This is a genomic window from Pseudomonas plecoglossicida NBRC 103162 = DSM 15088, from assembly GCF_000730665.1.
In the GTDB taxonomy this organism is placed as follows: Bacteria; Pseudomonadota; Gammaproteobacteria; order Pseudomonadales; family Pseudomonadaceae; genus Aquipseudomonas; species Aquipseudomonas plecoglossicida.
This window is the reverse complement of sequence record NZ_BBIV01000061.1, coordinates 1-24,121: the sequence shown is the minus strand read 5'-3', so window position 1 is coordinate 24,121 and position 24,121 is coordinate 1. Positions and strand designations below refer to the sequence as shown.

At 63.8% G+C, this 24,121-nt stretch carries 25 protein-coding genes, 1 other RNA gene and 1 pseudogene; 16 read left to right on the top strand and 11 right to left on the bottom strand.

Going from position 1 to position 24,121, the window contains the following annotated elements:
• Positions 1–543 precede the first annotated feature (543 nt).
• From PPL01S_RS23050 to PPL01S_RS23040, 5 genes are all read left to right on the top strand, one after another.
• Positions 544–801, top strand: a complete 258-nt coding sequence (locus PPL01S_RS23050; RefSeq protein ID WP_016391767.1) for a hypothetical protein — start codon at positions 544–546, stop codon at positions 799–801.
• A 286-nt stretch (positions 802–1,087) separates the two neighbouring features.
• On the top strand, positions 1,088–1,369 hold the full coding sequence (locus PPL01S_RS23045) for a PA2433 domain-containing protein (protein WP_016391766.1): 282 nt from the start codon (positions 1,088–1,090) through the stop codon (positions 1,367–1,369).
• A gap of 102 nt (positions 1,370–1,471) precedes the next feature.
• Positions 1,472–1,863, top strand: a transfer-messenger RNA (tmRNA) gene (gene ssrA / locus PPL01S_RS24970).
• Positions 1,864–2,042: 179 nt separating this feature from the next.
• Entirely contained in the window at positions 2,043–2,330 is a 288-nt protein-coding gene (locus PPL01S_RS24965; RefSeq protein ID WP_081663543.1) for a sigma factor, read from the top strand.
• Between the two features lie 133 nt (positions 2,331–2,463).
• On the top strand, positions 2,464–3,327 hold the full coding sequence (locus tag PPL01S_RS23040; RefSeq protein WP_016393517.1) for a LysR family transcriptional regulator: 864 nt from the start codon (positions 2,464–2,466) through the stop codon (positions 3,325–3,327).
• Positions 3,328–3,531: 204 nt separating this feature from the next.
• Here the strand turns inward: PPL01S_RS23040 and gabP are convergent, their stop codons facing one another.
• From gabP to PPL01S_RS23015, 5 genes are all read right to left on the bottom strand, one after another.
• Positions 3,532–4,923 (bottom strand): GABA permease, encoded by a 1,392-nt coding sequence (gene gabP, locus PPL01S_RS23035; protein ID WP_028625877.1) that lies wholly within the window; start codon positions 4,921–4,923, stop codon positions 3,532–3,534.
• Between the two features lie 383 nt (positions 4,924–5,306).
• On the bottom strand, positions 5,307–6,317 hold the full coding sequence (locus tag PPL01S_RS23030; protein ID WP_028625876.1) for a zinc-dependent alcohol dehydrogenase family protein: 1,011 nt from the start codon (positions 6,315–6,317) through the stop codon (positions 5,307–5,309).
• 144 nt (positions 6,318–6,461) lie between these two features.
• Positions 6,462–7,052 (bottom strand): HAD family hydrolase, encoded by a 591-nt coding sequence (locus PPL01S_RS23025; protein WP_016393514.1) that lies wholly within the window; start codon positions 7,050–7,052, stop codon positions 6,462–6,464.
• Entirely contained in the window at positions 7,049–7,918 is an 870-nt protein-coding gene (gene tesB / locus PPL01S_RS23020; RefSeq protein ID WP_016393513.1) for an acyl-CoA thioesterase II, read from the bottom strand. Before tesB ends, PPL01S_RS23025 begins: the two co-directional genes overlap by 4 nt.
• Before the next feature lie 91 nt (positions 7,919–8,009).
• Positions 8,010–8,582 carry a GNAT family N-acetyltransferase gene (locus PPL01S_RS23015; RefSeq protein WP_016393512.1) on the bottom strand — a complete coding sequence of 191 codons (573 nt, stop codon included), beginning with the start codon at positions 8,580–8,582 and terminating at the stop codon, positions 8,010–8,012.
• 148 nt (positions 8,583–8,730) lie between these two features.
• On the opposite strand from PPL01S_RS23015, the gene pmrG reads away from it, so the two are divergent.
• The 3 genes from pmrG to PPL01S_RS23000 all read left to right on the top strand — a co-directional run bounded on the left by pmrG (position 8,731) and on the right by PPL01S_RS23000 (position 11,823).
• Positions 8,731–9,417 (top strand): lipopolysaccharide core heptose(II)-phosphate phosphatase PmrG, encoded by a 687-nt coding sequence (gene pmrG / locus PPL01S_RS23010; protein WP_028625875.1) that lies wholly within the window; start codon positions 8,731–8,733, stop codon positions 9,415–9,417.
• A gap of 98 nt (positions 9,418–9,515) precedes the next feature.
• Complete coding sequence (locus PPL01S_RS23005) at positions 9,516–10,430, top strand: histone deacetylase family protein (RefSeq protein WP_016393510.1); 915 nt, start codon at positions 9,516–9,518, stop codon at positions 10,428–10,430.
• A 151-nt stretch (positions 10,431–10,581) separates the two neighbouring features.
• The gene (locus PPL01S_RS23000) at positions 10,582–11,823 is read left to right on the top strand and encodes a TIGR03862 family flavoprotein (protein ID WP_016393509.1); all 1,242 of its coding nucleotides are present in this window, start codon (positions 10,582–10,584) and stop codon (positions 11,821–11,823) included.
• Positions 11,824–11,857: 34 nt separating this feature from the next.
• On the opposite strand, the gene rhlE1 is transcribed toward PPL01S_RS23000, so the two are convergent.
• Positions 11,858–13,177, bottom strand: coding sequence for an RNA helicase RhlE1 (gene rhlE1, locus PPL01S_RS22995; protein ID WP_016393508.1), 1,320 nt, complete (start codon positions 13,175–13,177; stop codon positions 11,858–11,860).
• Between the two features lie 55 nt (positions 13,178–13,232).
• Positions 13,233–14,153, bottom strand: coding sequence for a drug/metabolite exporter YedA (gene yedA / locus PPL01S_RS22990; protein WP_016393507.1), 921 nt, complete (start codon positions 14,151–14,153; stop codon positions 13,233–13,235).
• Positions 14,154–14,308: 155 nt separating this feature from the next.
• Between yedA and PPL01S_RS22985 the strand changes: the two are divergent.
• Positions 14,309–14,746, top strand: a pseudogene (locus PPL01S_RS22985) (Lrp/AsnC family transcriptional regulator); the annotation flags it as partial.
• Between the two features lie 99 nt (positions 14,747–14,845).
• Here PPL01S_RS22985 and PPL01S_RS22980 read toward each other — a convergent pair.
• Both PPL01S_RS22980 and PPL01S_RS22975 read right to left on the bottom strand, forming a co-directional pair.
• Complete coding sequence (locus PPL01S_RS22980; protein ID WP_016393505.1) at positions 14,846–15,325, bottom strand: LabA-like NYN domain-containing protein; 480 nt, start codon at positions 15,323–15,325, stop codon at positions 14,846–14,848.
• Between the two features lie 63 nt (positions 15,326–15,388).
• Positions 15,389–16,135, bottom strand: coding sequence for a DUF2076 domain-containing protein (locus tag PPL01S_RS22975; protein WP_016393504.1), 747 nt, complete (start codon positions 16,133–16,135; stop codon positions 15,389–15,391).
• A gap of 156 nt (positions 16,136–16,291) precedes the next feature.
• Here PPL01S_RS22975 and PPL01S_RS22970 point away from each other — a divergent pair, with 156 nt between their 5' ends.
• From PPL01S_RS22970 to PPL01S_RS22960, 3 genes are all read left to right on the top strand, one after another.
• Positions 16,292–16,948, top strand: a complete 657-nt coding sequence (locus PPL01S_RS22970; protein WP_016393503.1) for a YciC family protein — start codon at positions 16,292–16,294, stop codon at positions 16,946–16,948.
• A gap of 96 nt (positions 16,949–17,044) precedes the next feature.
• Entirely contained in the window at positions 17,045–17,569 is a 525-nt protein-coding gene (locus tag PPL01S_RS22965; RefSeq protein ID WP_016393502.1) for a hypothetical protein, read from the top strand.
• 96 nt (positions 17,570–17,665) lie between these two features.
• Complete coding sequence (locus PPL01S_RS22960; RefSeq protein ID WP_028625874.1) at positions 17,666–18,157, top strand: hypothetical protein; 492 nt, start codon at positions 17,666–17,668, stop codon at positions 18,155–18,157.
• A 14-nt stretch (positions 18,158–18,171) separates the two neighbouring features.
• Here the strand turns inward: PPL01S_RS22960 and hrpB are convergent, their stop codons facing one another.
• Positions 18,172–20,706 (bottom strand): ATP-dependent helicase HrpB, encoded by a 2,535-nt coding sequence (gene hrpB, locus PPL01S_RS22955; RefSeq protein WP_028625873.1) that lies wholly within the window; start codon positions 20,704–20,706, stop codon positions 18,172–18,174.
• Between the two features lie 115 nt (positions 20,707–20,821).
• Here hrpB and pmcY point away from each other — a divergent pair, with 115 nt between their 5' ends.
• Together pmcY and PPL01S_RS22945 are read left to right on the top strand one after the other, a co-directional pair.
• Positions 20,822–21,241, top strand: coding sequence for a periplasmic Zn2+ metallochaperone PmcY (pmcY, locus tag PPL01S_RS22950; RefSeq protein ID WP_016393499.1), 420 nt, complete (start codon positions 20,822–20,824; stop codon positions 21,239–21,241).
• A gap of 25 nt (positions 21,242–21,266) precedes the next feature.
• The gene (locus tag PPL01S_RS22945; protein WP_028625872.1) at positions 21,267–22,136 is read left to right on the top strand and encodes a cation diffusion facilitator family transporter; all 870 of its coding nucleotides are present in this window, start codon (positions 21,267–21,269) and stop codon (positions 22,134–22,136) included.
• 3 nt (positions 22,137–22,139) lie between these two features.
• On the opposite strand, the gene PPL01S_RS22940 is transcribed toward PPL01S_RS22945, so the two are convergent.
• A complete protein-coding gene (locus tag PPL01S_RS22940) occupies positions 22,140–22,946 on the bottom strand; it encodes a DUF6515 family protein (protein WP_028625871.1) in 807 nt (268 codons plus the stop codon).
• Positions 22,947–23,341: 395 nt separating this feature from the next.
• On the opposite strand from PPL01S_RS22940, the gene PPL01S_RS22935 reads away from it, so the two are divergent.
• Both PPL01S_RS22935 and PPL01S_RS22930 read left to right on the top strand, forming a co-directional pair.
• Positions 23,342–23,818: an Lrp/AsnC family transcriptional regulator gene (locus PPL01S_RS22935; protein WP_003249795.1), complete on the top strand. Its 477-nt coding sequence runs from the start codon at positions 23,342–23,344 to the stop codon at positions 23,816–23,818.
• A 54-nt stretch (positions 23,819–23,872) separates the two neighbouring features.
• Positions 23,873–24,076 (top strand): DUF2788 domain-containing protein, encoded by a 204-nt coding sequence (locus PPL01S_RS22930; protein ID WP_008092861.1) that lies wholly within the window; start codon positions 23,873–23,875, stop codon positions 24,074–24,076.
• The last annotated feature ends 45 nt before the right edge of the window (positions 24,077–24,121 follow it).

Here is a 24,121-nt window from a genome sequence, read left to right as displayed (position 1 = left end):
CTGGCCAATCATGTCTGTGGGATTCGCGCGCGAACGCCTTGGCGTACACCTCGATATCGCGTCGTGCAGACAAGGCGGTCGCGCGCGCCTGTCATAGGCGTTACTGGCCCGAAATAAACGTAGGAGCGAGCACAGCTCGCGATGCGCCGCGCGGGCGGCGCTCGATTTACGCACCACCCAAAACTTAAAGGCATGCACCTGCCAGCCCCGCCGCACCTTCCAGCCGTAAGATTTTTCCCAACCTAAAACCAAATGCTTCTGAATTGGACGCTTTGGGAATTATCCTACGACCACTGCTGACGTTGCGCTGTTGTTGCTGACATCCATCAGGGCTAATTTCCCTGAGTCGTTTTCGAACGATGGGGTGTGAGAACCCTGTAAACATGACAGCAGCCTCGTTATGGCAGCCCTGCGCGGGCAGACTTCGGTCTGGCCGGCTTTCCCATGTTTACCGGTTTCTCACCCCGCGCATGGCTGCCACCCAACTCCCGTGAGAAGGATCGAGTTGGCAGCTCCTGTTCAGCAAACAAACTGGGAACTGTCATGAAGAAAATCGTCCCCGACCCACCCCGCCTCACCCCCTACTTCTCCATCCACAGCGACATGCCCCCGCCCGACGCCCTGGCTCACGCCAGCGAACTCCTGCGCGGCGTCGCCGAAACCATCGACGAACACTGCCGCACCCATTCCGGCGAATACGGCTTGAGCATGCTAGGCAATGCCGCACATGCCTGCGAAACCTCAAGAGCCCTGATCGAGCACGCCTTGACGGGTCTGCACAAAGCCAAGGCAGAGGTGTGATGCCATGCAGGGTTCAATCAGGCACTTCACCACCGCAGGCCAGGAAACTTTCGACCTCTTCCGCCTGCAACCCATGGGACGCGGCCTTCACAAATCCCCATGACCGGCGTGGGAGCCGGCTTGCCGGCGATGAGGCCAGCCCGGACGCCACATCACCCGGCAGACCAGCAACATCCCGCTACACTCCATCGTGTCGCCAAGCCTTCACTGCGATGGAACCGCTGTTCTCCCCCAACAGTCCACCCTTACAGGCCCACCCTCCAGAGGCCTTGCAAAGGAGATAACCATGAAAGGTACTGCGCTTTCCGCCCTTTTCGCGGCCGCCACCCTCCTGGCTTCCCCAGTGTTCGCCGACGAAGACCTCTGCACCCTGAACCTGCAGAAAATCGACGACAACATGGCCACTGCCGGCGCCACTTCCGAAGGCCTGGACAAGGCCCTCACCGAGCAAGTCGACAAAGCCAAGGCCGCCCAAGCTGCGGGCGACACCAAAGAATGCATTGCCGTCACCAGCAAAGTCCTTGAGCGTATGGAGAAATCCGAGAAAGGCAGCGGTTCTGGCACCTGATCCTTTGCATGGGCGGCGGCGGAACCGGCTGTCGACGCCGCCCGCGCAAAGGCGTATACTCAGCCGCACGTGCCGAAAGGTACGTCAGCTAGAGCTGAGTGTGGGGCCGATCAGGATTCGACGCCGGTAGCGAAACTCTAGGTGCATGCCGAGTTGGTAACAGAACTCGTAAATCCACTGTTGCAACTTTCTATAGTTGCCAATGACGAAAACTACGAGGGCTACGCTCTCGCTGCGTAAGCAGCTGAGCCCGCTCTCCTGGTAGCTTCGGCTCCAGCAATCATCAGGGGATGCCTGTAAACCCGAAATGATTGTCATACAGAACAGGATCGTCGCGTAGCACGTTGGGGGCAAAGCGACTAAAACTTACCCAACTCGTCCAAAGCACCCTGCCCGTCGGGCGGCTGCGGATTAACTCAATAGACACGGCTAAGCATGTAGTACCGACAGCGGAGTACTGGCGGACGGGGGTTCAAATCCCCCCGGCTCCACCAAATGATCAATCAAAGACGTCCACGGACGTCTTTTTTTGTGCCTGGAAATCAGGCCAACCAAGCCATCCCACATTCCACGGCGCGCTCCTGCCCGGTATCCGACCCGGTCTCCCGCTCGCTCAAATTGCCTTGATAATCGTTATCATTTAAGGTGCGCTCTCACCCCGGAGAGCCCCACCGTGACCAACAACGACATAGCCCTGGTCTATACCGAGCACAACACCTGGCTCAAGCAATGGCTCTACCGCAAGCTAGGCTGCTCCGCGCAAGCCGCCGACCTGGCCCAGGACACCTTCCTGCGCATCCTCCAATCCCAACAAAAGGCCGCCACCCACCTCACCCTGCAACGCACCCGGTGTCGCCGCCGCGCCCCACCGACGAGCAACTGCTCGGTAGCCCCTATGCGGGAACGTCCACCCAGCGTGAAGGGGCCACTCAACTATCGGTGCTCGAGGGTGCGGTGCTGATGATGCCGGTACAGGGCCCTCGGCAAACCATCGAGGCCGGCCAGCCTTGTAGTGTTGGCCTCACCATAACGCCGCCACCCCCAAAGCATGTTAGCTCCAGCGGTCGGCGTCATTAGCTCGCAGGTAACAGCGCATGGAAATCCGTCATTTCCGCTACTTCCTCTGCGTCGCCCGGCACGGCCATTTCACCCGTGCCGCCGAGCAGCTGGGCATCGCCCCGCCGACCCTCAGCCGGCAGATCCAGGACATGGAACGCGAGCTGGGCGTGCGCCTGTTCGAGCGCAGCCAGCGCGAGGTCAACCTCACGGCTGCGGGCCAGGCGTTGCTGATCGAAGCGGAACAAGCGGTGCGCCAGTTCGATGCTGCGCAACTGGGCGCGCAACGTGCGGGCCGTGGCGAAACCGGCAGCATCGAAATGGGCTATGTGGCCTCGGCGGCGTATTCGGGGATTCTGCAGCGGCAAGTGACCAGCTTCAGCGACAGCCACCCCGGCGTGCGCCTGAACATTCGCGAACTGCCCATGGCCGAGCTGCCCGGGATGGTCCGCGACGGCTTGCTCGACCTTGCCTATGTGCGTTCCCCCATGGAACTGCCTGAAGAACTCGAAGCCTTCGCCCTGCACCGGGAAGACTTCGTCCTCGCCCTGCCCGCCAGCTCCCGGATCAACGAGCTGCCGCAGATTCCGGCAGCACGCCTGGCCGGTGAAACCTTCATTCTTCCCGAGCAGATTTCCGGCACATTGGAAGTGGCAGCACAGGGTGGTTTCGTCCCGCAACTGGGCCCGCACCCTGGCAGCCTTGTCGCAGTGATTACCTTGGTGTCCCTGGGTCAGGGGATCGCCGTGGTGCCGGAGTCGGTGGTGCAGCGCATCAGCCTGCCGCAGGTGAACTACCGGCGTGTTGCCGATTGCCAGGCCAGCTCGTGGTTGAGCCTGGTCTACCGGCGCTTTGAAAAGGCGCCGGCAGTGAACAGGTATGTTGAAATGGTGGGCGATTAATCACGGCCTATTTGTCTCATCAATGCTGAGACTTTCTTCTGAATGCCTGTCTTGAGCGTTGTAGGGATGCGCAGATCGAGCGCCGCGCGGGCGGCGCTCGATCTCATAGGCGATAAACATGCCGTGGCATGCACATTGCCGCCCCAAAAAAGCAAAGGGCACCCTCCACTGGTGCCCTTCACCTTTACCACCAGGTGAACCCAATCACCCCATCGACCGCGCCCCCACCGGCTGCGCATGCCCCCGCGACGTGACAATCCCCAGGAAGGAAATCACGATCGCCAACCCCAGCGTGGAACTCACCTCCGCCCGATGCTCGGGCGTATACATCATCACCGCCAACGCCCCGGCGATGAACAGGATCACCGCCCAGGTCAGCCACGGGAACAGCCACATGCGAAACTTCAGCTCGGCGTTCTCGCGCTCCAGACGGCGACGCATGCGCAGCTGGGAGATGGCGATGACCATGTACACCAACAGGGCAATGGCGCCGGAGCTGGCCAGGAGGAACTCGAACACGCCCTTGGGGGCGAAGTAGTTGAGGATGGCGATGGCCGCGCCGATCAGGGTGCTGCCGAATACCGCTGCACGCGGCACGCCGACCTTGGAGGTCTTGTTGAGGAAGGCCGGGGCGTCGCCGCGCTTGGCCAGCGAGTACATCATCCGCGAAGCGATGTAGATCGAGGAGTTCATGCAGCTGGTCACGGCCACCAGCACCACCAGGTCGACCATGAAGCCTGCGTTGGGGATGTTCATGATTTCCAGCGCGCGCTGGTACGAGCCCACCACTGCCAGCTGCGGGTCGTTCCACGGCACGACCGAGATGATCACGAAGATCGACAGGATGTAGAAGGTGCTGATGCGCCAGATCACCGAGCGGGTGGCCTTGGCAATGTTGCGCGAAGGGTCGCTGGACTCGGAGGCGGCGATGGTCACCGCCTCGGTGCCGATGAAGCTGAACATCACGGTGATGAACGCGCCGATCACGGCCGACCAGCCCTTGGGCGCGAAGCCGCCGTGCTCGGCCATCAGACCGCTGAGGCCACTGACTTCACGGTTGGGCAACCAGCCCATCAGGGCGGCGAAACCCAGGCCGATGAAACCGATAATCGCGGTGACCTTGAGGATGGCGAACCAAAATTCGAACTCGCCGTACTTGGCCACGCTGAACAGGTTGGTGCCGGCCAGCAGCAGCACCGAGGCCAGGGCGAAGATCCAGCTGTCTACCTGGGGGAACCAGGCGTTGAGCACATGCCCCGCAGCCAGGGCTTCGATGGGGATCACCAGGACCCAGAACCACCAGTACAACCAGCCGATGGTATAGCCGGCCCAGCGGCCGATGGCCTGGTCGGCGTAGGTGGAGAACGAACCGGTGTCGGGATGTGCCACGGCCATTTCGCCGAGCATGCGCATGACCAGCACTACCAGGGTGCCAGCAACGAAGTAAGAAACAATGGTGGCTGGCCCGGCCGCCGCGATGGCGTGCCCGGAGCCGACGAAAAGTCCGGCGCCGATGATGCCCGCGATGGACAGCATCGTTACATGACGTGGCTTGAAACCTTGTGCAAGGTTGCCATCAGATCCCACGGTGTTCATTGATGTTGTTCTCTTTTTGCTGACACAAGGAAAGGACGGGCAGGCGTAGGCGAAAATATCTCCTTTGAAATCAATAAGTCGACACGTTACCGGTGCTCTGTTGTTGATCTTTGGCACGCGTCACAGAGCAACGTGCCGGCGCGGTTCGGGGTTCATTTAAGCCGTGCGAGGCTGTGGGTAATTACACGAGAACGCCCCGGAACTGTTCGATCACGACAGGGGATTTCCAATCGCGCCAGATGTCGTGATTGGCATGCCCAAATGCGCCTGATGGCCATTTGAAGGTTTAGTTTTTCATCTGGATGTGTTGTGTCTGTTCCGACCCTATCGCCGGCAAGCCGGCTCCTGCACAAATGGATCGCGCAGCGCTTTCGTTGGGGTGATTACCAGGTCAGGCAGATCTTGCCGAAATGGCGATTGCTTTCCTGGTAGCGGAACGCCTCGACGATCTGCTCCAGCTCGAAATGCTTGTCCACCACCGGGCGCAGACCGTTGGCGTCGATAGCCCGAACCATCGCCTGCTGCTGCGCGCGATTGCCTACCAGCACGCCCTGCAAGCGGATCTGCCGCACCAGCGCCTGGACCAGCGGCAGCTGCCCGGCGACGCCAGTCAGAATGCCGATCAGCGACACATGCCCACCGATCCGCGCCGCGATCATCGACTGCTCCAGGGTCGCCGGGCCGCCAACCTCGATCACATGGTCGACACCGCGGTTGTCGGTAATCTCGCGCACCTTCTCGCCCCAGGCAGGTGTGGCCTTGTAGTTGATCAGGTGGTCGGCGCCCAAGGCTTTCAGGCGCTCAAGCTTGGCATCACTGGACGAGGTGGCGATCACCGTGGCACCCGCCAGCTTGGCGAACTGCAGGGCGAAGATCGAGACACCCCCGGTGCCTTGCACCAGCACGGTGTCGCCGGGCTTGAGGTGATCGTCGCTCATCAGCGCACGCCAGGCGGTCAGGCCGGCGGTGGTCAAGGTGGCGGCCTCGGCGTGGCTGAAGCCTCTGGGGGCAAGGGTGAAGGAGGTGGCGCGGGCGGTGACCTGCCCACGGGCGTAACCGTCGATGCCGTCGCCCGGCACGCTGGCGAAGCCTTCGATCTGGGCCTGGCCATCGAGCCAGTCGGGGAAGAAGGTGCTGACGACGTTGTCGCCCACCTTGAACGCACTGACGCCCGCCCCCACCGCAGTCACTTCGCCGGCGCCATCGGCCATGGGGATGCGCCGCTCGCTCGGCCCCCACATGCCGCTGACCACGGCGAAGTCATGGTAGTTGAGCGAGCTGGCATGCAGTTGCACGGTGATTTCGCCGGCCTTGGGCGCAGCGGCCTCGCAGGTGCCGACCTCGACCTTGTCGTAGCCGCCGCCGGGTTGCACATAGATGGCTTTGCTGGTCATGGCTGGTACTCCAGTTCAGGGGAGAGACTGGAGTTCAGCATAGACAGTGGCAGCCCTATCGCGGGTAAACCCGCTCCTGCAGACAGCGCGGTCCCTGTAGGAGCGGGCTTGCCCGCGATAGGGCCAGCAATGACAACGAAAACATCAGCCCAGCATCACCCGCAACGCCCGGCAATCCACCGCATGCCAATCCACCAGCTCCGGCCACGGGTTATCCGGCAGGTTGACCAGCACCGTGCGCGCCCCCGCCGCCCGCCCGCAATCCAGATCGAAGCGATAATCCCCCACCATCACCAATTCGCTGGGCGCCACGCCCCAGGCCTTGGCGATCTTCAGCAGCCCATCCGGGCTCGGCTTGGGCGCGGCCTCGTCACGCCCGAGCACATGCTCGACCGGGAAGCAGTCGGCAAGGCCGATGGCCTCCAGGGTGACATGCGCCAGCTCACGCGCATTGCGGGTAAGGATGCCCAGTCGGCAACCCCGCTCGGCCAGCGCCCGCACCAGTTCAACCGCACCGCTGGCTGCGGTGGAGGCGATCGCCAGGTCACGCTCGTGCTCCAGCAGCCAGGCATGCTTGGCGGCCGCCTCGGCTGCCGGCAGCGCTGCCAGGTGGGTGAGGATGTCGTGCTCGGCAGGAATCTCCAGCGCCTCGCGAATGGCGGCGAAGTCGTGCACCGCCACGGTCAGGGTGCCGTCCATGTCGAACACCCAGTTGCGGATTTCGCCCAGCTTCATGCCCAGTCCTTGCGATGGCGGATCAGGCCTTCCTGGGAGGACGAAGCCACCAGTTGGCCGGCACGGTTGTAGATGCTGCCACGGCAGAAGCCACGGGCATTGCCGGCCCATGGGCTGTCCATGGCGTAGAGCAGCCAGTCGTCGGCGCGCAGGTTGCCATGGAACCACAGAGAATGGTCGAGGCTGGCGATCTGCATGTCGCGCTGCCACACCGATTTGCCGTGGGGCAGCAGCGAGGTGGTCAGCAGGCCGAAGTCGGAGGCATAGGCCAGCAGGTACTTGTGCAGCGCCGGCACGTCCGGCAGGTTGCCGTCGGCGCGGAACCAGGCGTACTTCACCGGGTCGCCGGGCTGAGGGTTGAACGGATCGCGCTCGGTGACCGGGCGGATCTCGATCGGCTTGGCGCACAGCACCTTGTCGCGGATACGTTCGGGCAGCTGGTCGGCCATGGCACGGGCCAGCTCGACTTCGGTCGGCAGGTTTTCCGGCCCTACCACCTCAGGCATCTGCGCCTGGTGGTTGAATCCTTCCTCGTCGTACTGGAACGAGGCGCTGCAGGTGAAGATGGTCTGGCCCTTCTGGATGGCCGTTACCCGCCGCGTGCTGAAACTGCCGCCATCGCGTACCCGATCGACCGAGTAGACCACCGGCAGGCTGGCATCGCCGGGGCGCAGGAAGTAGCCGTGCAGGGAGTGCACATGGCGCGCGTCCTCGACCGTCTGGCTGGCCGCCGACAGCGACTGGCCCAATACCTGGCCACCGTACAGCTGACGGAAGCCCAGGTCCTGGCTGCGCCCACGGAACAGGTTCTCCTCGATCGACTCGAGGCTCAACAGGTCGACCAGGTCGTCCAACACATGACTCATCGGGGGTTCTCCTAGCAAGGCATCACAGCTCTACGGCGCTCTCATGAAGGCACATGATACAGGGTTAGTCATCGCCGCCGCGCATGCCTGCTCATTCAGCCCGCTGAGTCTGCTCCCAGCGCGTGCGGTCGATGCGATACAGCACGTGGGGCCGCAGCGGGTGGCCGCTGGGCAGGCGGGGGTGGTCGAAATTGCCCTGTGGGTCCTGGACCATGCCGATGGCCTGCATGACCTTCTGTGACGGCAAGTTGCCTTCGGTAGTGAACGACACCACCTCCCCCAGGCGCAATTGGGCGAAAGCACAACGCAGGCAGGTCCACGCCGCCTCGCTGGCGAAACCCAGGCCCCAGTGGCGCCGGGCCAGGCGCCAGCCGATCTCCACGGCCGGAGCGAAGGGGGCTTCGAAATTGACGTTGAGCAGCCCGGTCATGCCGATGAAGGCGCCGCTGTCCTTGCGCTCCAGCGCCCACAGGCCGAAGCCGTATTCATTGAAATGGCCGCGCATCCTGCCGATCAGCGCCGCCGCCTCCAGCCGCGTCAGGGGCGCCGGGAAGTAGCGCATCACCTGCGGGTCGGCGCAAAGCGCGGCGAATTCGCGCAGGTCGTCGTCATGCCATTGGCGCAGTACCAGCCGTGCGCTTTCGATTTCCAGGATGGGGGTCATGGGGCGTGCTCCGGTTCCACTGGCCTGCACTCTACAGCGTAGGCGAAATGCAATTTTCACATGCGCTTCACCGCCTCCCGACAGGTCGCTTCGCACAATGCCGCCATCCACCGCCGCGCAGGACGCGGCCATGCCATCGGAGCGCAGCATGCAGTCGAGCAACACCCTGGGACACACCGCCATCCACGCCCGCCGCAAGCGGCGTCTGTCACGCAAGGCCCTGGGCGCAGCCCTTGGCTTGTGCATGGTGGTGGCGGCGTTGAGTACCTGGCTGGCGACGAGGACGCACATCGTGGACCTTGGCAATGAACGGCAATTGAGCGACAGCGGCCTGCTGCAGGACTGGGCCGAGGGTGCGGTGATCGTGATGATCCGCCATGCCGAGCGCTGCGACAGCGCACCTGGCCCCTGCCTCGACGACCCGACTGGCATCACCGTGGCCGGCAGCGCCGCCGCCAAACGGGTTGGCCAAGGCTTGAATGAGCTAGGGCTGGCCAATGCCGACCTGATCAGCAGCCCGAAACTGCGCACTCGGCAGACCGCCCACTTCATCCTGGGCCAGGCCGTTGCCAGTGAAGACTGGCTGGAAAAATGCGACAACGGCTTCGCCAAGGAGGCCCTGGCGCACAAAAAACCTGGGCATAACCTGGTGCTGGTGACGCACAACGGCTGTATCGATCACTTCCAGCGCGACAAGCGCGTGGTGGGTGGCGAACGCGAGAGCGGCTATGCCAGTGCGCTGTTCGTTTCGGTCGATGCCGATGGCAAGACGCGGATTCTGGGCCGGCTGAACGAGCCGGACTGGCAGCGGGTGCTGGCTAGCGCGAGTAGATAGCGTCGCTGCCGGCGATCAGGCCGTGAAGCGGCCCCGACCATGGCAACCGCAACCCAACAACTGGCAAGATCAGCACTGGCCCTGATTGCGACCCCACCATGCCATTGCCGCTGATCTACCACGACGACTACAGCCCGGCGTTTCCCCCGGAGCACCGCTTTCCCATGGACAAGTTCCGCCTGCTGCGCGACCACCTGGTCGACAGCGGGTTGACCCACGACCAGGCGCTGCTGCGCCCGGACATCTGCCCCAACGACATCCTCGCCCTGGCCCACGACCGCAGCTACATCGAGCGCTACATGAGTGGCGATCTCTCCCGCGAAGACCAGCGCCGCCTTGGCCTGCCCTGGAGCGAGGCCCTGGCCCGGCGTACCGTGCGCGCAGTAGGTGGCTCGCTGCTGACCGCCGAGATGGCGCTCAAGCATGGCCTTGCCTGCCACCTCGCCGGCGGCACCCATCACGCCCACTACGATCACCCGGCCGGCTTCTGCATCTTCAACGACCTGGCGGTGATCAGCCGCTACCTGCTCGAAGCCGGTCGCGTGCACCGGGTGCTGATCTTCGACTGCGATGTGCACCAGGGCGACGGCACCGCGCGCATCCTCCAGGACACCCCGGACGCCATCACCGTGTCGCTGCACTGCGAGCAGAACTTCCCGGCACGCAAGGCCCATAGCGACTGGGACATTCCCCTGCCCCGCGGCATGGGCGATGCGGCCTACCTGAAGGTCGTCGACGATGCGCTGAACTACCTGCTGCCGCTGTACCAACCCGACCTGGTGCTGTACGACGCCGGGGTGGATGTGCACAAGGACGATGCCCTCGGCTACCTGCAACTGACCGATGCCGGCCTGGCCGCGCGCGACGAACGGGTGATGCGCCATTGCCTGGGACGGGATATTCCGGTGGTCGGGGTGATCGGCGGCGGCTACAGCAAGGACCGGGAAGCGTTGGCCAGGCGCCACGGCATACTTCACCACACGGCTGCGAAGGTCATCAGTTGTTCACAATGACTGTGGAACCGCTTGTGGATAACCTGCGGGAAAGCCGCTACAGCCCTTGTACTGCCTAGCCTTCAGAGCTCTGATCATTTTTTGTACAGTACTTATCCAGGGCGCGCTGCGGTAGAATGCCAGCTCTCTTTTCCACAGCCTGCCGCCGACCATGTCCGATTTATCCCCCGCCTCCCCTCCCTGCGCCGTCGTCATCGGCGCCGGCCCCGCCGGCCTGATGGCTGCCGAGGCGCTGGCCCAGCACGGCCTGGCCGTGGAGGTGTTCGATGCCATGCCTTCGGCAGGCCGCAAGTTCTTACTGGCCGGCGTGGGCGGCATGAACATCACCCATTCCGAACCTTATCCACAATTCGTGGCGCGCTATGCCGAGCGCCAAGGCGAGATCGATGGCCTGCTGCGCGATTTCGACGCCGAGGCCCTGCGTGAGTGGATTCACGGCCTGGGCATCGAAACCTTCGTCGGCACATCGGGCCGCGTGTTCCCTACCGACATGAAAGCCGCCCCGCTGCTGCGCGCCTGGCTCAAGCGCCTGCGCGACAGCGGTGTAGTTATCCACACCCGTCATCGCTGGCTGGGCTGGAACACCGACGGCAGCTTGCGGATCGCTTATCCACAGGGTGAATTGCAGGTGAAGGCCAGCGTAGTGGTGCTGGCCCTCGGCGGCGGCAGCTGGGCGAGGCTGGGTTCCGACGGCGCCTGGCAGCCGCTGTTGAAAGATTGCGCTGTGGATATCTCACCGCTGCAACCGAGCAACTGCGGTTTCGAAGTCGAAGACTGGAGTGACCTGCTCAAGGACAAGTTCGCCGGCTCCCCCCTGAAGAACATCGCCCTCGGCGTGCCTGGCCAGGCGTCGCGCAAGGGCGAGTTCATCCTGACCGCGCAGGGCGTCGAGGGCAGCCTGGTGTATGCCTGGTCGGCGCAGTTGCGTGAGGCGATCAACCGCGAGGGCCAGGCCAGGCTGCTGCTCGACCTGCTGCCGGACAAGCCTGTGGACAAGATTGCGCAAGCGCTGGCCAAGCCACGAGGGTCGCGCTCCATGGCCAAGCATCTGCACAGCCAGTTGAATATCGATGGGGTGAAGGCGGCGCTGTTGCGCGAACTGACCGATCAGACGACCTTCGCCGATTGCGCAGCGCTGGCCCGGGCGATCAAGGCATTGCCGATCACGCTGGTGCGTGCACGGCCACTGGACGAGGCGATCAGCAGCTCGGGCGGCGTGCGTTTCGAGGGGTTGGATGAGGGGTTGATGATCAAGGGCCTGCCGGGGGTGTTCTGTGCCGGCGAGATGCTCGATTGGGAGGCGCCGACCGGGGGGTATCTGCTGACGGCGTGTTTTGCCAGCGGGCTGCGCGCCGGGCGAGCGGCGGCGCAGTGGCTGGCGCAATTGTCCTGAGAAGCCTGGGGCCGCTTTGCGGCCCCCAACGATCTCAAGGTTTGCGCTTTTTCGGCCCGGTGTTGAAGCTCGGCACCTTGCGCACCGACTTGACCGGGGCTTCGTCGCCGCTGTCCATCCAGCGCCCCAGGCCACGCTTGGCGCTGCTCTCCTTCGGCTTCTTGGGCTTCTTCGGTTTCTTGATCACCTGACCGCTGGCATCGGTCATCGGGACACGGTGATCCGGGATGAAGTCCGGCTCTTCATGACGCGGCAGGGTCTGGCGGATCAGGGTCTCGATCGACGCCAGCAGTTGCACTTCGTCCGCACACACCAGCGAGATCGCCTCCCCTTTGTTGCCGGCACGGCCCGTGCGGCCAATGCGGTGCACATAATCCTCGGCAACGATCGGCAGGTCGAGGTTGACCACCAGCGGCAGGTCATCGATGTCCAGGCCGCGAGCGGCCACATCGGTCGCCACCAGCACCTGGATCTCGCGGGCCTTGAAGCTGTCCAGCGCGCGCTGGCGGGTGGCCTGCGGGCGGTCGCCATGGATGCCGTCGGCGTTCACGCCCTCCCCCAGCAGCCGCTCGACCAGCTGGTCGACGCCATTGCGGGTCTTGGCGAAAACCAGCACCTGCTGCCAGCGCTGCTTGCGCAGCAGATAGCAGAACAGGTCGGCCTTGCGTTTCTTGTCCACAGGCACCAGCCATTGCTTGACGGTGGTGGCGGCGGCGTTGCGCGGGCTCACTTCGATGCTCAGCGGGTCATTCAGCGCCAACCCTGCAAGCATGCGAATCTGCTCGGAGAACGTGGCGGAGAACAGCAGCGTCTGGCGCTTGCGCGGCAGCGCCGCATATACCGACTGCAGTTCTTCGGCAAAGCCCAGGTCGAGCATGCGGTCGGCTTCATCGAGCACCAGGGTTTGCACCTGGTTGAACTTGACTGCGTTCTGGCGGAACAGGTCGAGCAACCGGCCCGGGGTGGCGACCAGCAGGTCGACGCCGCGGCGCAGGCGCATCATCTGCGGGTTGATGCTGACCCCACCGTACACCGCGTAGGTGCTCAGCGGCAGGTTCTCGGCATACTCGCGCACGTTGTTGTGCACCTGCTCGGCCAGCTCGCGAGTGGGCACCAGCACCAGCGCGCGGATCGAGTTGCTGGCGACCTTTTCCCCTTCCAGGGCCAGGCGCTGCAGCACCGGCAAGGCGAAGCCGGCGGTCTTGCCGGTGCCGGTCTGGGCCGCGGCCATCAGGTCGCGGCCGGCCAGCACGGCGGGAATGGCCTGGGCCTGGACCGGGGTCGGGGTGGTGTAGTCCAGCTGCTGCAAGGTGCGCAGCAGGGGTTCGATCAGGCCGAGTTTGGCGAAATTCATGGCAATACCGTCAGGGGGTTCAGCGAAGGCGGCAAGTTTACCGCAACACCCCGGGCTACTTGCAGATTTCGCCCTTCAACGGTGGCGTGGGCACTGCCGGCCTGCGCCATTGCGGCAGGCCGATCAGCACCACCGCGCCGATGATCACCGCCATGGCCAGGCACTCCTGCGCACCGATCTGCTCGCCGGCGAAGACGATACCCAGCATCACCGCGACCGCCGGGTTGACGTAGGCATAGCTGGTCGCCGCGGCCGGGCGCACGTTCTTGAGCAGGTACATGTAGGCGCTGAAGGCCAGGATCGATCCGAACAGCACCAGGTAGGCCAGCGCACCCCAGCCCGCCGCAGTCGGCATCTGGGTCATGCGTTCACCCGACAGGGCACTGCCCAGCAGCAGCACGGCGCCGCCGACCAGCATTTCGGCGGCGCTTGCCATCGGCCCCTGGGGCAGCGGCAGGGTCTTGCTCCACACCGAGCCGAAGGCCCAGGAAGCGGCGGCAAAGATGATCAATGCCGCACCGATAGGGCTGGCCTGCAGGTTGGAGCCGAGGTTGAGCAAACCGATGCCGACCAGCCCGAGGAAGATACCTGCCCACTCCAGGCGCGAGTTGCGCTGGCCGAACAACAGGCCGAACAGCAGCGTGAACAGCGGCACCGTGGCCACCGCCAGCGCAGCCACGCCCGAGGCCACGCCGGCATGCTCGGCCACGGTCACACCGCCGTTGCCGCAGCTGAGCAGCAGAAAGCCGATCGCCCCGGCTGCCCGCCATTGCGGCCACGTGGGAGCCGGCACGCCGCGCCAGCGCAGGAACCCATACAGAAGGCCACCCGCGATGACGAAGCGCACCCCCGCCATCAACATTGGCGGCCAGGATTCGACGCCGATACGAATGAACAGGTAGGTGGAGCCCCAGACCAGGTACAAGGCCAGGAAGGCGCCAATCAGCAATAACGGGAAGCGACGGGAGGCAGGCATGGGAAAAGACTCGAAATCCGTTTACGGGTGACTTAGTTTAGAAAGGGATCTGCGCAAACTTAAGTTACAAAAAGGCTTTAAATCACCAGAACACTTTGCAATGCATGGTTGTTCAGGTGCTTTTCCATCGAATCCAAGGCTGACAGGAAACCCCCATGGACAAGTACGACCGCATGCTCCTTGGCGCCCTGCTGGAAAACGGCCGCGCCACCTTCGCCCAACTGGCGCGCCAGGTGAATCTGTCGGCGCCCGCCGTGGCCGAGCGGGTGGCAAAACTGGAGGCCAGCGGCGTGATCACCGGCTACGCGGCGAAAGTCGACCTGGAGAAGATCGGCTTACCGATCCAGTGCGTGATCGAACTGCGCCTGGCCAGCCATGGCAACCAGCACGCTTACGATGAGCTGGCGCGCATTCCCGAGCTGACCGAGTGTCACCGGGTGACAGGTGACCCGTGCGTGATCATGCAGGCGGCGGTGGGGTCGATGGGGGAACTGGAGGCACTGATCAACAGGGTTTCTCAGCTGGGGTTCAGCAAGACTTCGATCGTTTTGTCCAGCGCAGTGGAACGGCGGGTGCCCCTTGATCATCTGCAGGGAAGCTACGCCGATAGTTGTTTGGCGGCCTTCAGATCGAGCGCCGCCCGCGCGGCGCTCGATTTCAACTTCACAGACGATCCAACGACGAGCCCACCCTCAGTGCCGCAACAACAGCCGGCCTTCGATCGGCACATAGCGGCTGGCCGCGCGGATCAATGACATCGCGGTCAGCCCAGGCACGCCGTACACCACTGCCTCGGTACCATGTCGCTGGATCACGCGTTCGAGCAACAGGTCGAAATCACCGTCCCCGGAAGCCAGCACCACCTGGTCGACACGGCTGGCTGCATCGATCACGTCCAGCGTGATGCCCACGTCCCAGTCGCCCTTGGCCGAACCGTCGCTGCGCTGAATGAACGGCTTGAGCCGTACCTCGAAGCCGAGGTTGCGCAGAATCTGCTGAAACTGCTGCTGCTTGCTGTCGCCGCGGTCGATGGCATAGGCCACGGCTTCGACGATCTCACCCTCGCGGCTGACCTCCTTCCACAGTGCGCTGTAGTTGAAATGGCAACCATGGACCTGGCGCACGGTGTAGTAGAGGTTCTGCACATCGGCGAACAGCGCGATCTTCTTCACGACATACCCTCGACCAAAAGGGGCGCAAGCGCCCCAGAAAATGCCGGCAGTATGCCAGACCGATCAGACGAAGGTGTCGTCGTCCGAGAAGAAGCCGCCATCATCGCTGCCGTAGTCGGTCTCGCTGAAGCCCCCCTGGTCGCTGCCCCAGCCACCATTGTCTGCCACCTGCTGCTGCGCACCGGTATCGTTCCAGCCGCCCGTGTCGCTGGCCGGTGCAGGCTCTTCCTTGATCACCTCGACCACTTCTTCGGGCTGCGAATTGTGGTTGAACAGGCTGCTGATGCCCTGCGCCAGCAACACCCCACCGGCAACACCGGCAGCCGTCTGCATCGCGCCGCCAAGAAAACTGCTGGCGCCTCCGCGCGCCGGCGCGGCAGCGAAACCGGGCTGAGCGGCCTGGGGCTGGGAGAAGCCCGGGGCACTCGGTTCACGCCAGCCGCCTGCGGGAGCTGCCGGTGCGGCGGCGCGCTGGGGTTGTGGTGCCGGCGCCGGGTTGCGTGCACCTGCGCCAAAAAGACCGGAAAGGAAGCCGCCACCGCCGTTGCCACTGCTGGCGCGGGTGGTCTCGAGCTGGGCACGGGCCTGCTTGAGCTCGTTCTCCAGCTGCTGGTTCTGCTCGTCCAGACGCTTGAGCGCAGCTTCCTGAACCAGGATCGCCTGGGCCATGTAATAGGGGGCTGCCGGTTGCTGGCGCAGATGATCCTCGATCCGCGCCTGGGCCTGCGCATCGCGCGGCTGGCTTGGGTCTTCGGCTTGCTTGATGCGGCCGAACAGGCCGTCGATCAGGGTTTGTTCTTCAGTGTTCATGGGCTTCCTCGTGGGCAAGCGGGACATCGGACAGGGTCAAAGATGGGGCGCGCGGGCGCAGGATTCAATTGCACACAGGGTGAAACTTTTTTCAGCAAGTGACAGCTCTGGGCTAAAGTTAGGCCCCTGCTTTTACTGCCATGCGATGTTGACCCGATGAATCCGCTGAGCGTCCTGCGCGACTCCCTGTACTTCTTCCGCCGCCACCTGGCGAGCATCATCCCGCTGTGCCTGCCGCTGGTGGTGCTCGAGGCCCTGCTGACGCAATTGCTGTACCGCCAGCTCGGCGAGCAGGCTTCGCCGGCCTACGGCATGCTGGTCAGCCTGCTGTTCTATCCGTTGTACAGCGCGGCACTGATCCTCTACCTCGACACCCGCAGCAACGGCCAGGACATCCCCCGCCGCGACCTGTTCGCCCGTGCCGTGCAGCTATGGCCGCAACTGGCATTGCTGATCCTGATCAGCTCGCTGCTGATCATGGCGGGCCTGGCGCTGCTGGTGTTCCCGGGCGTATGGATCATGATCAACCTGGTGTTCGCCGAATACCTGCTGGTGCTGCGCGGCCTGCCGGTGGTGCAGTCGATGCGCGAGAGCGCACGCATGACCACGGGGCACTTCATGCGCATCATGGTCTGCGTGCTCGGCGTGCTGGCACCGATCTGGCTGATCGACGGCTTGTTGATGATGGCGTTCCCGGAGCCTGCAGGGGGTGTGCAACTGGCCATGGACAGCCTGAGCGGCTTCCTCCAGTTGTTCAGCACCGTGGTGCTGTATCGCCTGTTCACGTTGCTGGAAACCCAAGCCAGCGCTTGATCGGCCGAGCGGCGCACCGGGTAAGGCTGCAGTCTGCCGGGCTCATGAAACCTCTGTGAAGGTGGCTGGCCATCACCAGCCATCACGGAGATTCCGATGAGTACATCCGATAACGCTTGGGCAGAAACGGCCGAGGTTTTCCTCGGTAGCCTGGAAGCCAATGATTCCACTACATCCTCCGCGCCCCTGCCCGAACAAGGCTTTCAGCCTGTTTACCTGAGCCTCTTCAAAAGTGCCGACGGTAGCATGATCAGTGGCCAAAGTGACTGGCTGATCACCGGAAAGCAAAAGCCTGCGAGCGTGTTTCGCTTCTCGTATCACTCCAGGGGAGTGGATCGCCTTCACTTCATGATCACCGGAAGCGGCGAGGACCACGACAAGAAGATGGGCATCAGCCGCAACGGCTATCTGGGGTTGTACCATTACGCCAGCGTGACTGATTACATCAAGCTCGAGCCGCTGCACTGGGCTGAAGACACCCTGATCTGTCGTCTGCGGGACCATCAAGGCCACCTGATTGGCACTCATCACGACCCGGCCGTGGACAAACCATTTTTCAAATACCTGCGGGTCCTCGAAGGCAGGGAGGCCATCTTCCGCATCACCCGAATACGTGGCTGAGCATCGCGAAAATGCTGTCGGGGATACGCTTCGGTCTGTGATGGAAGGCACTACGACCGCAAGGTGAATACCCCTATCACTACCGAGCGCCCTCACATGGATCAAGCAATTCGAAATGCCTACGCCACTTCTTTCCGCGGCCAGCTGCACGCGATGGGCGCCAGCGGGCGTGTCCCGTTGCGGCTGAGCCGCAGTAGGGACAAATGGCACTGGGGCATCACACCCCAGGACGATTGGCTGATGGCAGGCGGCAACGGTAGCTCCATCTACATGGACTTTACCTTTGACTCCCTCACCGATGACCGCCTGCACTACCACATCAGCATCCCAGGCCGAGAAAGGCCCAAGAAGCTTGGAAAGAGCCTGAACCACTACCTGGGCTTCTACGAGCGGGCTGAAGTCCACGACTACTGGAAAATCGAACCACTGCAACTGACCGACGATGGCCTGATCTGTCACTTGCGTGACCATGAAGGCTACCGGACGGGCGCCATCCAGGACACGCCCCACCGCAGCGGGCAAACCCTGTACCTGCTGAACACCAGGGAAGGCGATACGCTCACCTTCCTTCTGGAACAGCTTGCTTGACCTCTACGGCAACTTCACGTGCCTCGCGGCTTGGCACGTGCAGTCGCCTGCGCCACCAAGGGGTCGTCCGGCCAGAAGTGCTTGGGGTACCTGCCTTTCAAATCCTTTTTCACCTCGCCGTAGGTCGACTTCCAGAAGTTCGCCAGGTCCTGGGTCACCTGCACCGGTCGCCTTGCAGGCGACAGCAGGTGCAACTTGAGCACCTGGCGGCCATTGGCGATGCGTGGTGTATCGGCCTGTCCGAACAGCTCCTGGAGCCTGACGGCCAATACCGGAGGTCGCTCGCTGTAGTCGATACGAATGTTCGAGCCTGAGGGTACCGACAACGTCTGCGGCGCTTGCGCTTCAAGTTGCTGCGGCAGCGGCCAGGGCAGCAGGTTGCGCAGGATGGACGAGAGATCGAGCTGGCTGAAATGACTGAGCCGCTTGACGCTTCCTACATACGGCCCAAGCCATGTCTCAAGCGACTGAAGCAACGCCTCGTCACGCAGATCGGGCCATTGGCTTTCGACACCCGCTTCATCATCGAGCAGGCGCATCAGCTCCACGCGTGCCTGCCATTGGCGCAGTTCCGGGGTCCAGGGCAGAAGCTCAAGACCTTTGCGCCGGACGTACTGGGTCAGCGCACGCACACGTGCCTCATCGTCCAGGTTCGCCAAGGGCGCGCTGGACAACACCAGCTCCCCGACCTTCTGTTGCCGCTCTGCCCGCAGAACACCTTCCCGATCATCCCAATCGAGTTCATCCAGCTGGCTGACCTGCTCCTTCAGGACCGTATTGAACAATGTTTCGTCCAAATCGGCGCCCAGGTAGATCCGCTCCTCCCGATGGCCCTGCCGGCTGCCAAGATCGGCGACCACCAGCCACGGGTGCTTCATCAGCGCATCGGGCTCGGTGAACAGCGCAGCGCGGCCGTTCGCCAGACGATAGTCCGCACCACCCGGGCGGCGCTGCTGGGCAACGCGGTCAGGGTAGGCAAGTGCCAGCAGGCAGCCTACCCAGCGTGGATGATCCGGATCAGCGACCGGTTGCGAGGCCTGCCCGCGCAAGAATGAACGGTATTGCCTGGATAGCTGCCTGGCGCGTTGCGCGCCGCCCTGTTCACCACGCTGGGGTCGTTGCTCACCGGACAGGATGGCCAGCCGGCTGTGCAGGTCCGCTCCAGCGCCACGCTGGATATCCCGCTCCCCGAGCAAGGCAGCGACATCGCACGCGGTCTGCGCCAGCCCAAGCGCTTGGCCGCGCAGCAACAGGTGAGCGATACGGGGATGGCTGGGTAGCTCGGCCATCGCCTGGCCATGCCGGGTGAGTTGCCCATCCTGCTGCAGCGCGCCAAGACGACGAAGCAGATCGCACGCCTGGGCGTAGGCTGCCGAAGGAGGTGCATCCAGCCACCGCAGTTCGCCCGGCTGAACGCCCCATCTGGCCAACTGCAGCGCCAGCCCCGTGAGGTCTGCCTGTTGAATTTCAGGCGTGCTGAAGCCTGCCAGCTGATCGTGCTGCGCTTCGGACCACAGCCGATAGCAGACACCGGGTTCGAGTCGTCCGGCTCGGCCTGCACGCTGAGTGGCACTGGCCTTGGAGATCCGCTGGGTATCGAGCCGGGTCATGCCGCTGCGTGGATCGAAGCGCGGTACGCGTTCAAGGCCGGCATCGATCACCACGCGCACGCCATCGATGGTGATGCTGGTCTCGGCGATGTTGGTGGCCAGTACCACTTTGCGTTTTCCAGGCGGCGCAGGGTCGATCGCTGCCCGCTGCTGGTTCAGGTCGAGCTCGCCATGCAGCGGGCACAGCATCACCTCCCGTTGCAATGAGGGAGAAGCATCGAGGCTGTCTTGCAGCCCCGCTGCAACCCGGCGGATCTCCGCCTGTCCCGGCAGAAACACCAGCACGCTGCCGTCCTGCTCGGCGAGCGCATCGAGGCAGGCTGCGGCGACCCTCGGTTCGATGTATTCACCAGGCTGCTGGGGCTTGCCCCAGACCGTGGTGACCGGGAACATCCGCCCCTCGCTCGTCACGATCGGGGCATCATCCAGCAAGCGCGACAGTCGCTCCCCCTCGAGCGTGGCCGACATCAGCAAGACTTTCAGCGGCGCATCGTCCCGCAACAGCTCACGGCCATTGAGCGTGAGCGCCAGGGCCAGGTCGGCATCCAGGTTGCGCAGGTGGAACTCGTCGAAGATCACCAGGCCCACACCGTCGAGCGCAGGGTCGCTTTGCAGGCGCCGTGTGAGGATGCCCTCGGTGACCACCTCGATGCGCGTATTCGGGCCCACCTTGCTGTCCAGGCGGATCCGGTAGCCCACCGTTTCACCGACCTTTTCACCCAGCTCGCTGGCCAGGCGCTCGGCCGCGGCGCGCGCGGCCAGGCGCCGGGGTTCGAGCATGACGATGCTCTGCCCGGCAAGCCACGGCTCGTTCAGCAGCGCCAGCGGCACGCGGGTGGTCTTGCCGGCGCCGGGTGGTGCTTCCAGTACGGCTTCGTCGCGTTTTTCCAGTGCCAGTCGCAGGGCGGGCAAGGCCGCATCAATGGGTAATGAAATCATGGTGGTCCTCGAACAGTCGCGCGAGTATAACGGCGAACCCAGCCTGCTCTATCATGGTCTTAGCATCAGGTGCTGGCGCTTCGCTTGCCCTGCTGATTACCTTTCGGAGATTTACATGCGCATCCCATCCCGCGTCATTGGTGGCGTCCTCGTCGTCACGCTGCTGACCCAGCTGACGGCCTGTGGCACGATTTTCTATCCAGATCGCCGCGGCCAGATCGGCGGCAAGATCGACCCCGTCGTCGCTGCGATGGACGCTATCGGCATCCTGTTCTACGTGATTCCGGGCCTGATCGCCTTCGGCATCGACTTCGCCACCGGCGCCATCTACTACCCAGGCGGGCGCTCTGCCCAGGTCGACCCGGTGAAGCTGCGTGAAGCCGTCAGCCCCGATGGCAAGGTCGACAACCTCAAGCTGCAGGCCATTCTCGAAAGCGAACTGGGCCAGCGTCTGCCGCTGGACGACCCGCGCCTGATCCAGCACCGCGGCAGTGTCGAGCAGCTGGCAAGCCTGGGCCTGGCTCCGGCCGCCTGATCCGGAACAGGACATCGACCACGGCATGACCACCTCGGCCGAACACCAACGCCTGCTGCGCCTGGCCACTCGGGCTTCGCTGGCGGTGGCCAGCATTCTGGTCCTGAGCAAGGCCGTGGCCTGGTGGCTCAGCGGTTCGGTCAGCCTGCTGGCGGGCCTCACCGATTCGGCCCTGGATGCCGTCGCGTCGTTTCTCAACCTGCTGGCCGTGCATTACGCCCTGCGCCCTGCCGATGACGACCATCGCTTCGGTCATGGCAAGGCCGAGGCCCTGGCGGGCATGGCCCAGGCATTGTTCATCGGCGTCAGCGCGGTGCTGATCGGGGTACAGGCGGTCGAGCGTCTGCAAGCGCCGCAGCCGTTGGGCGACACGGCCATCGGCATCGGCGTGATGCTGCTTTCGCTGGCCTTGACCCTGGCGTTGCTGGCCCTGCAGCACAAGGTCATTCGCCTGACCGGCTCGACGGCGGTGCGTGCCGACTCGCTGCACTATCGCTCCGACCTGCTGCTCAACAGCAGCATCCTGCTGGCATTGCTGCTGGCACGCTTTGGCTGGTCACAGCTGGATGCGCTGTTCGGTCTGGGCATTGCCCTCTACATCCTGTGGAGCGCACTGCAGATCGCCCGGGAGAGCACGGCGATCCTGATGGACAAGGAACTGCCAGCTGATATCGGCGAGGGCATGCGCGAACTGGTGCTGGCCATCCCCGGGGTCGAGGGCGTGCATGACCTGCGCACCCGGGTGTCAGGTAACCAGTGGTTCGTCCAGCTGCACCTGGAACTGCCAGGGCAGCTGCCTTTGCATCAGGCGCACGGGCTGTGCGTCCAGGCATCGCAAGCCATCCGCCAGCGTTATCCACGGGCCGATGTCATGGTGCATGCCGACCCGGTGTGAACCTCAGTTGATACTGTATCCCCGCCCGCTGAAACAGGCCCCCAGCGCCCGCCGATAGGTGTCCGCGAGGTTGGCCGGGGGCGCATAGGGCGCCGTCGCCGGGTCGAAGCCCGATTGACTCACGGCCCAGCGGTGACACTGGTAGCGGTCCTGCTCCTGCTGCTCCTGACCCTGGCCGTACATCGGGTAGGCCACCACGTCATAGGCGTTGGCTGCCGGTGCCGCGGGCACCGGCGCAGGGGGGGCAACGGCAGGCGGGTTGACCACCACGTACTCCCGGGTGTCGGCCAGGTACTGGTAATAGGTGTCGGCCACCACGAAGAACTGCGTACTGCCTGCCCAGACCTCACGCGCATAGAGCGGCAGGTAACCCACCCGCACGCCGTAAGGCGGCGTCACCACCCGGTAGCTGCCGGCATGCGGGCGATACCAGTAGCCACCGGAGTAGAAGTAATCCTGGCCGCGGTAAGGTACCTTCCAGTAACGGTCGGGAAAACGATCGATGGTCTGCCCGGGGTGATACTGCGGGCCAGGCCCCCACCCATTGCCATGCCCGTCCGGACGGCCTTGCCAGTCGCCGCCAGGTCGTCGGGGAATGTCCTGGTAATAGCCTTGCCGCGGGGGCTGGGTCTGCCACACTTCATCGCGCGAGTTGAGCGGCGAGGTGCCTGCGGCAGCGCCGTTGGGGTCATGCGGGGCGTTGCCGGAATGCCCCCCGTGCTCCTCGTTCGGCCCCTGCGCCAGCGCCCCGAGACTGACGCTCAAACCCAGCAGACCAACACCTGCCAACTGCCAGATGCGCGACTTCATGTTGTTCCTCGCGGTAAAGAAAATGACTCGCTGCCAGTCTACCGCGCCCTTGCTGCAGGGGCAGGTGAAATCGCGGACATGAAAAAAGGGAGGCCGTCGGGCCTCCCTTTGGGAATTGTCGTCCGTGCTCGGCACTTGTGGCGCCGGCTCACCTCACCCCGTCTTCTGGACGGTGCGTAGCCCGGGGGCCTGGCTGATCCTGTTGGATCGCTGGCCGCGACCGCCCGCCTAGGGCGCGTCGCCGTGGACTCATGTCCGGGCAGTGATTCTGGGGTTAACTTTACGGGAGCGATGGCGGCAGAGGATTGCGAAGATTGCTCAGATAAATACCACTTGCGCAATTTTTAACCCTGGATTGATAATTCGCAGCAATCCGAACAGAAAAGGCCTTTTCCATGAGCAAGCTTGACCGCTACGACCTGAGCATTCTCGCCGAACTGCAGCGCGACGCTCGCATCTCCAACCAGGAGCTGGCCGAGCGCATCGGGCTGTCGCCGTCACCTTGCTCGCGCCGGGTCAAGCAACTGGAAGACGATGGCTACATTTCGCGCCAGGTCGCCCTGCTCGATCGCAAGAAGCTGGGCCTGAGCCTGACCGCCTACGTGCTGATCGGCATGGACCGCCACACCCCGGAGCGCTTCGAGACCTTCGAGGCCGCCATCCGCAACCTGCCGCAAGTGCTCGAGTGCAGCCTGGTCACCGGGATGGACGCCGACTACCAGCTCAAGGTGGTCGTGCCGGACATGGACCACTACCAGAAATTGCTGCTAGGCAGCCTTACCCGCATCGAAGGCGTCACCAGCGTGCGCTCCAGTTTCGTGCTCAACCAGGTGCTGGCGAGCACCGAGCTGCCGTTGACTCACCTTCGTTAACCGTTGTTGCGGGGCGGCGTATAATCGGCCGCTCAGCCTGCCTGGAGAACTCAGATGGATCCCGCCGTATTCGAAGAATGGATGATGATCATCCTGGTCACCGTGTTGATCGGTTTCATGGGCTTCATCGTCTGGGACCTGGCGAAGAAGTCCAAGGCAGGGCGCTTTGGCACGATGATCCTGTTCTTCGTGCTGGGCCTCGGGGTGCTGGCCTTCATCATCAAGAGCGTGGTGGTGGGGTTTCTGGAAGGGGTTTAGTGGTTTCTCTGGCCTCACAGCCCTTGAACCTTGTGCATTTCCTGT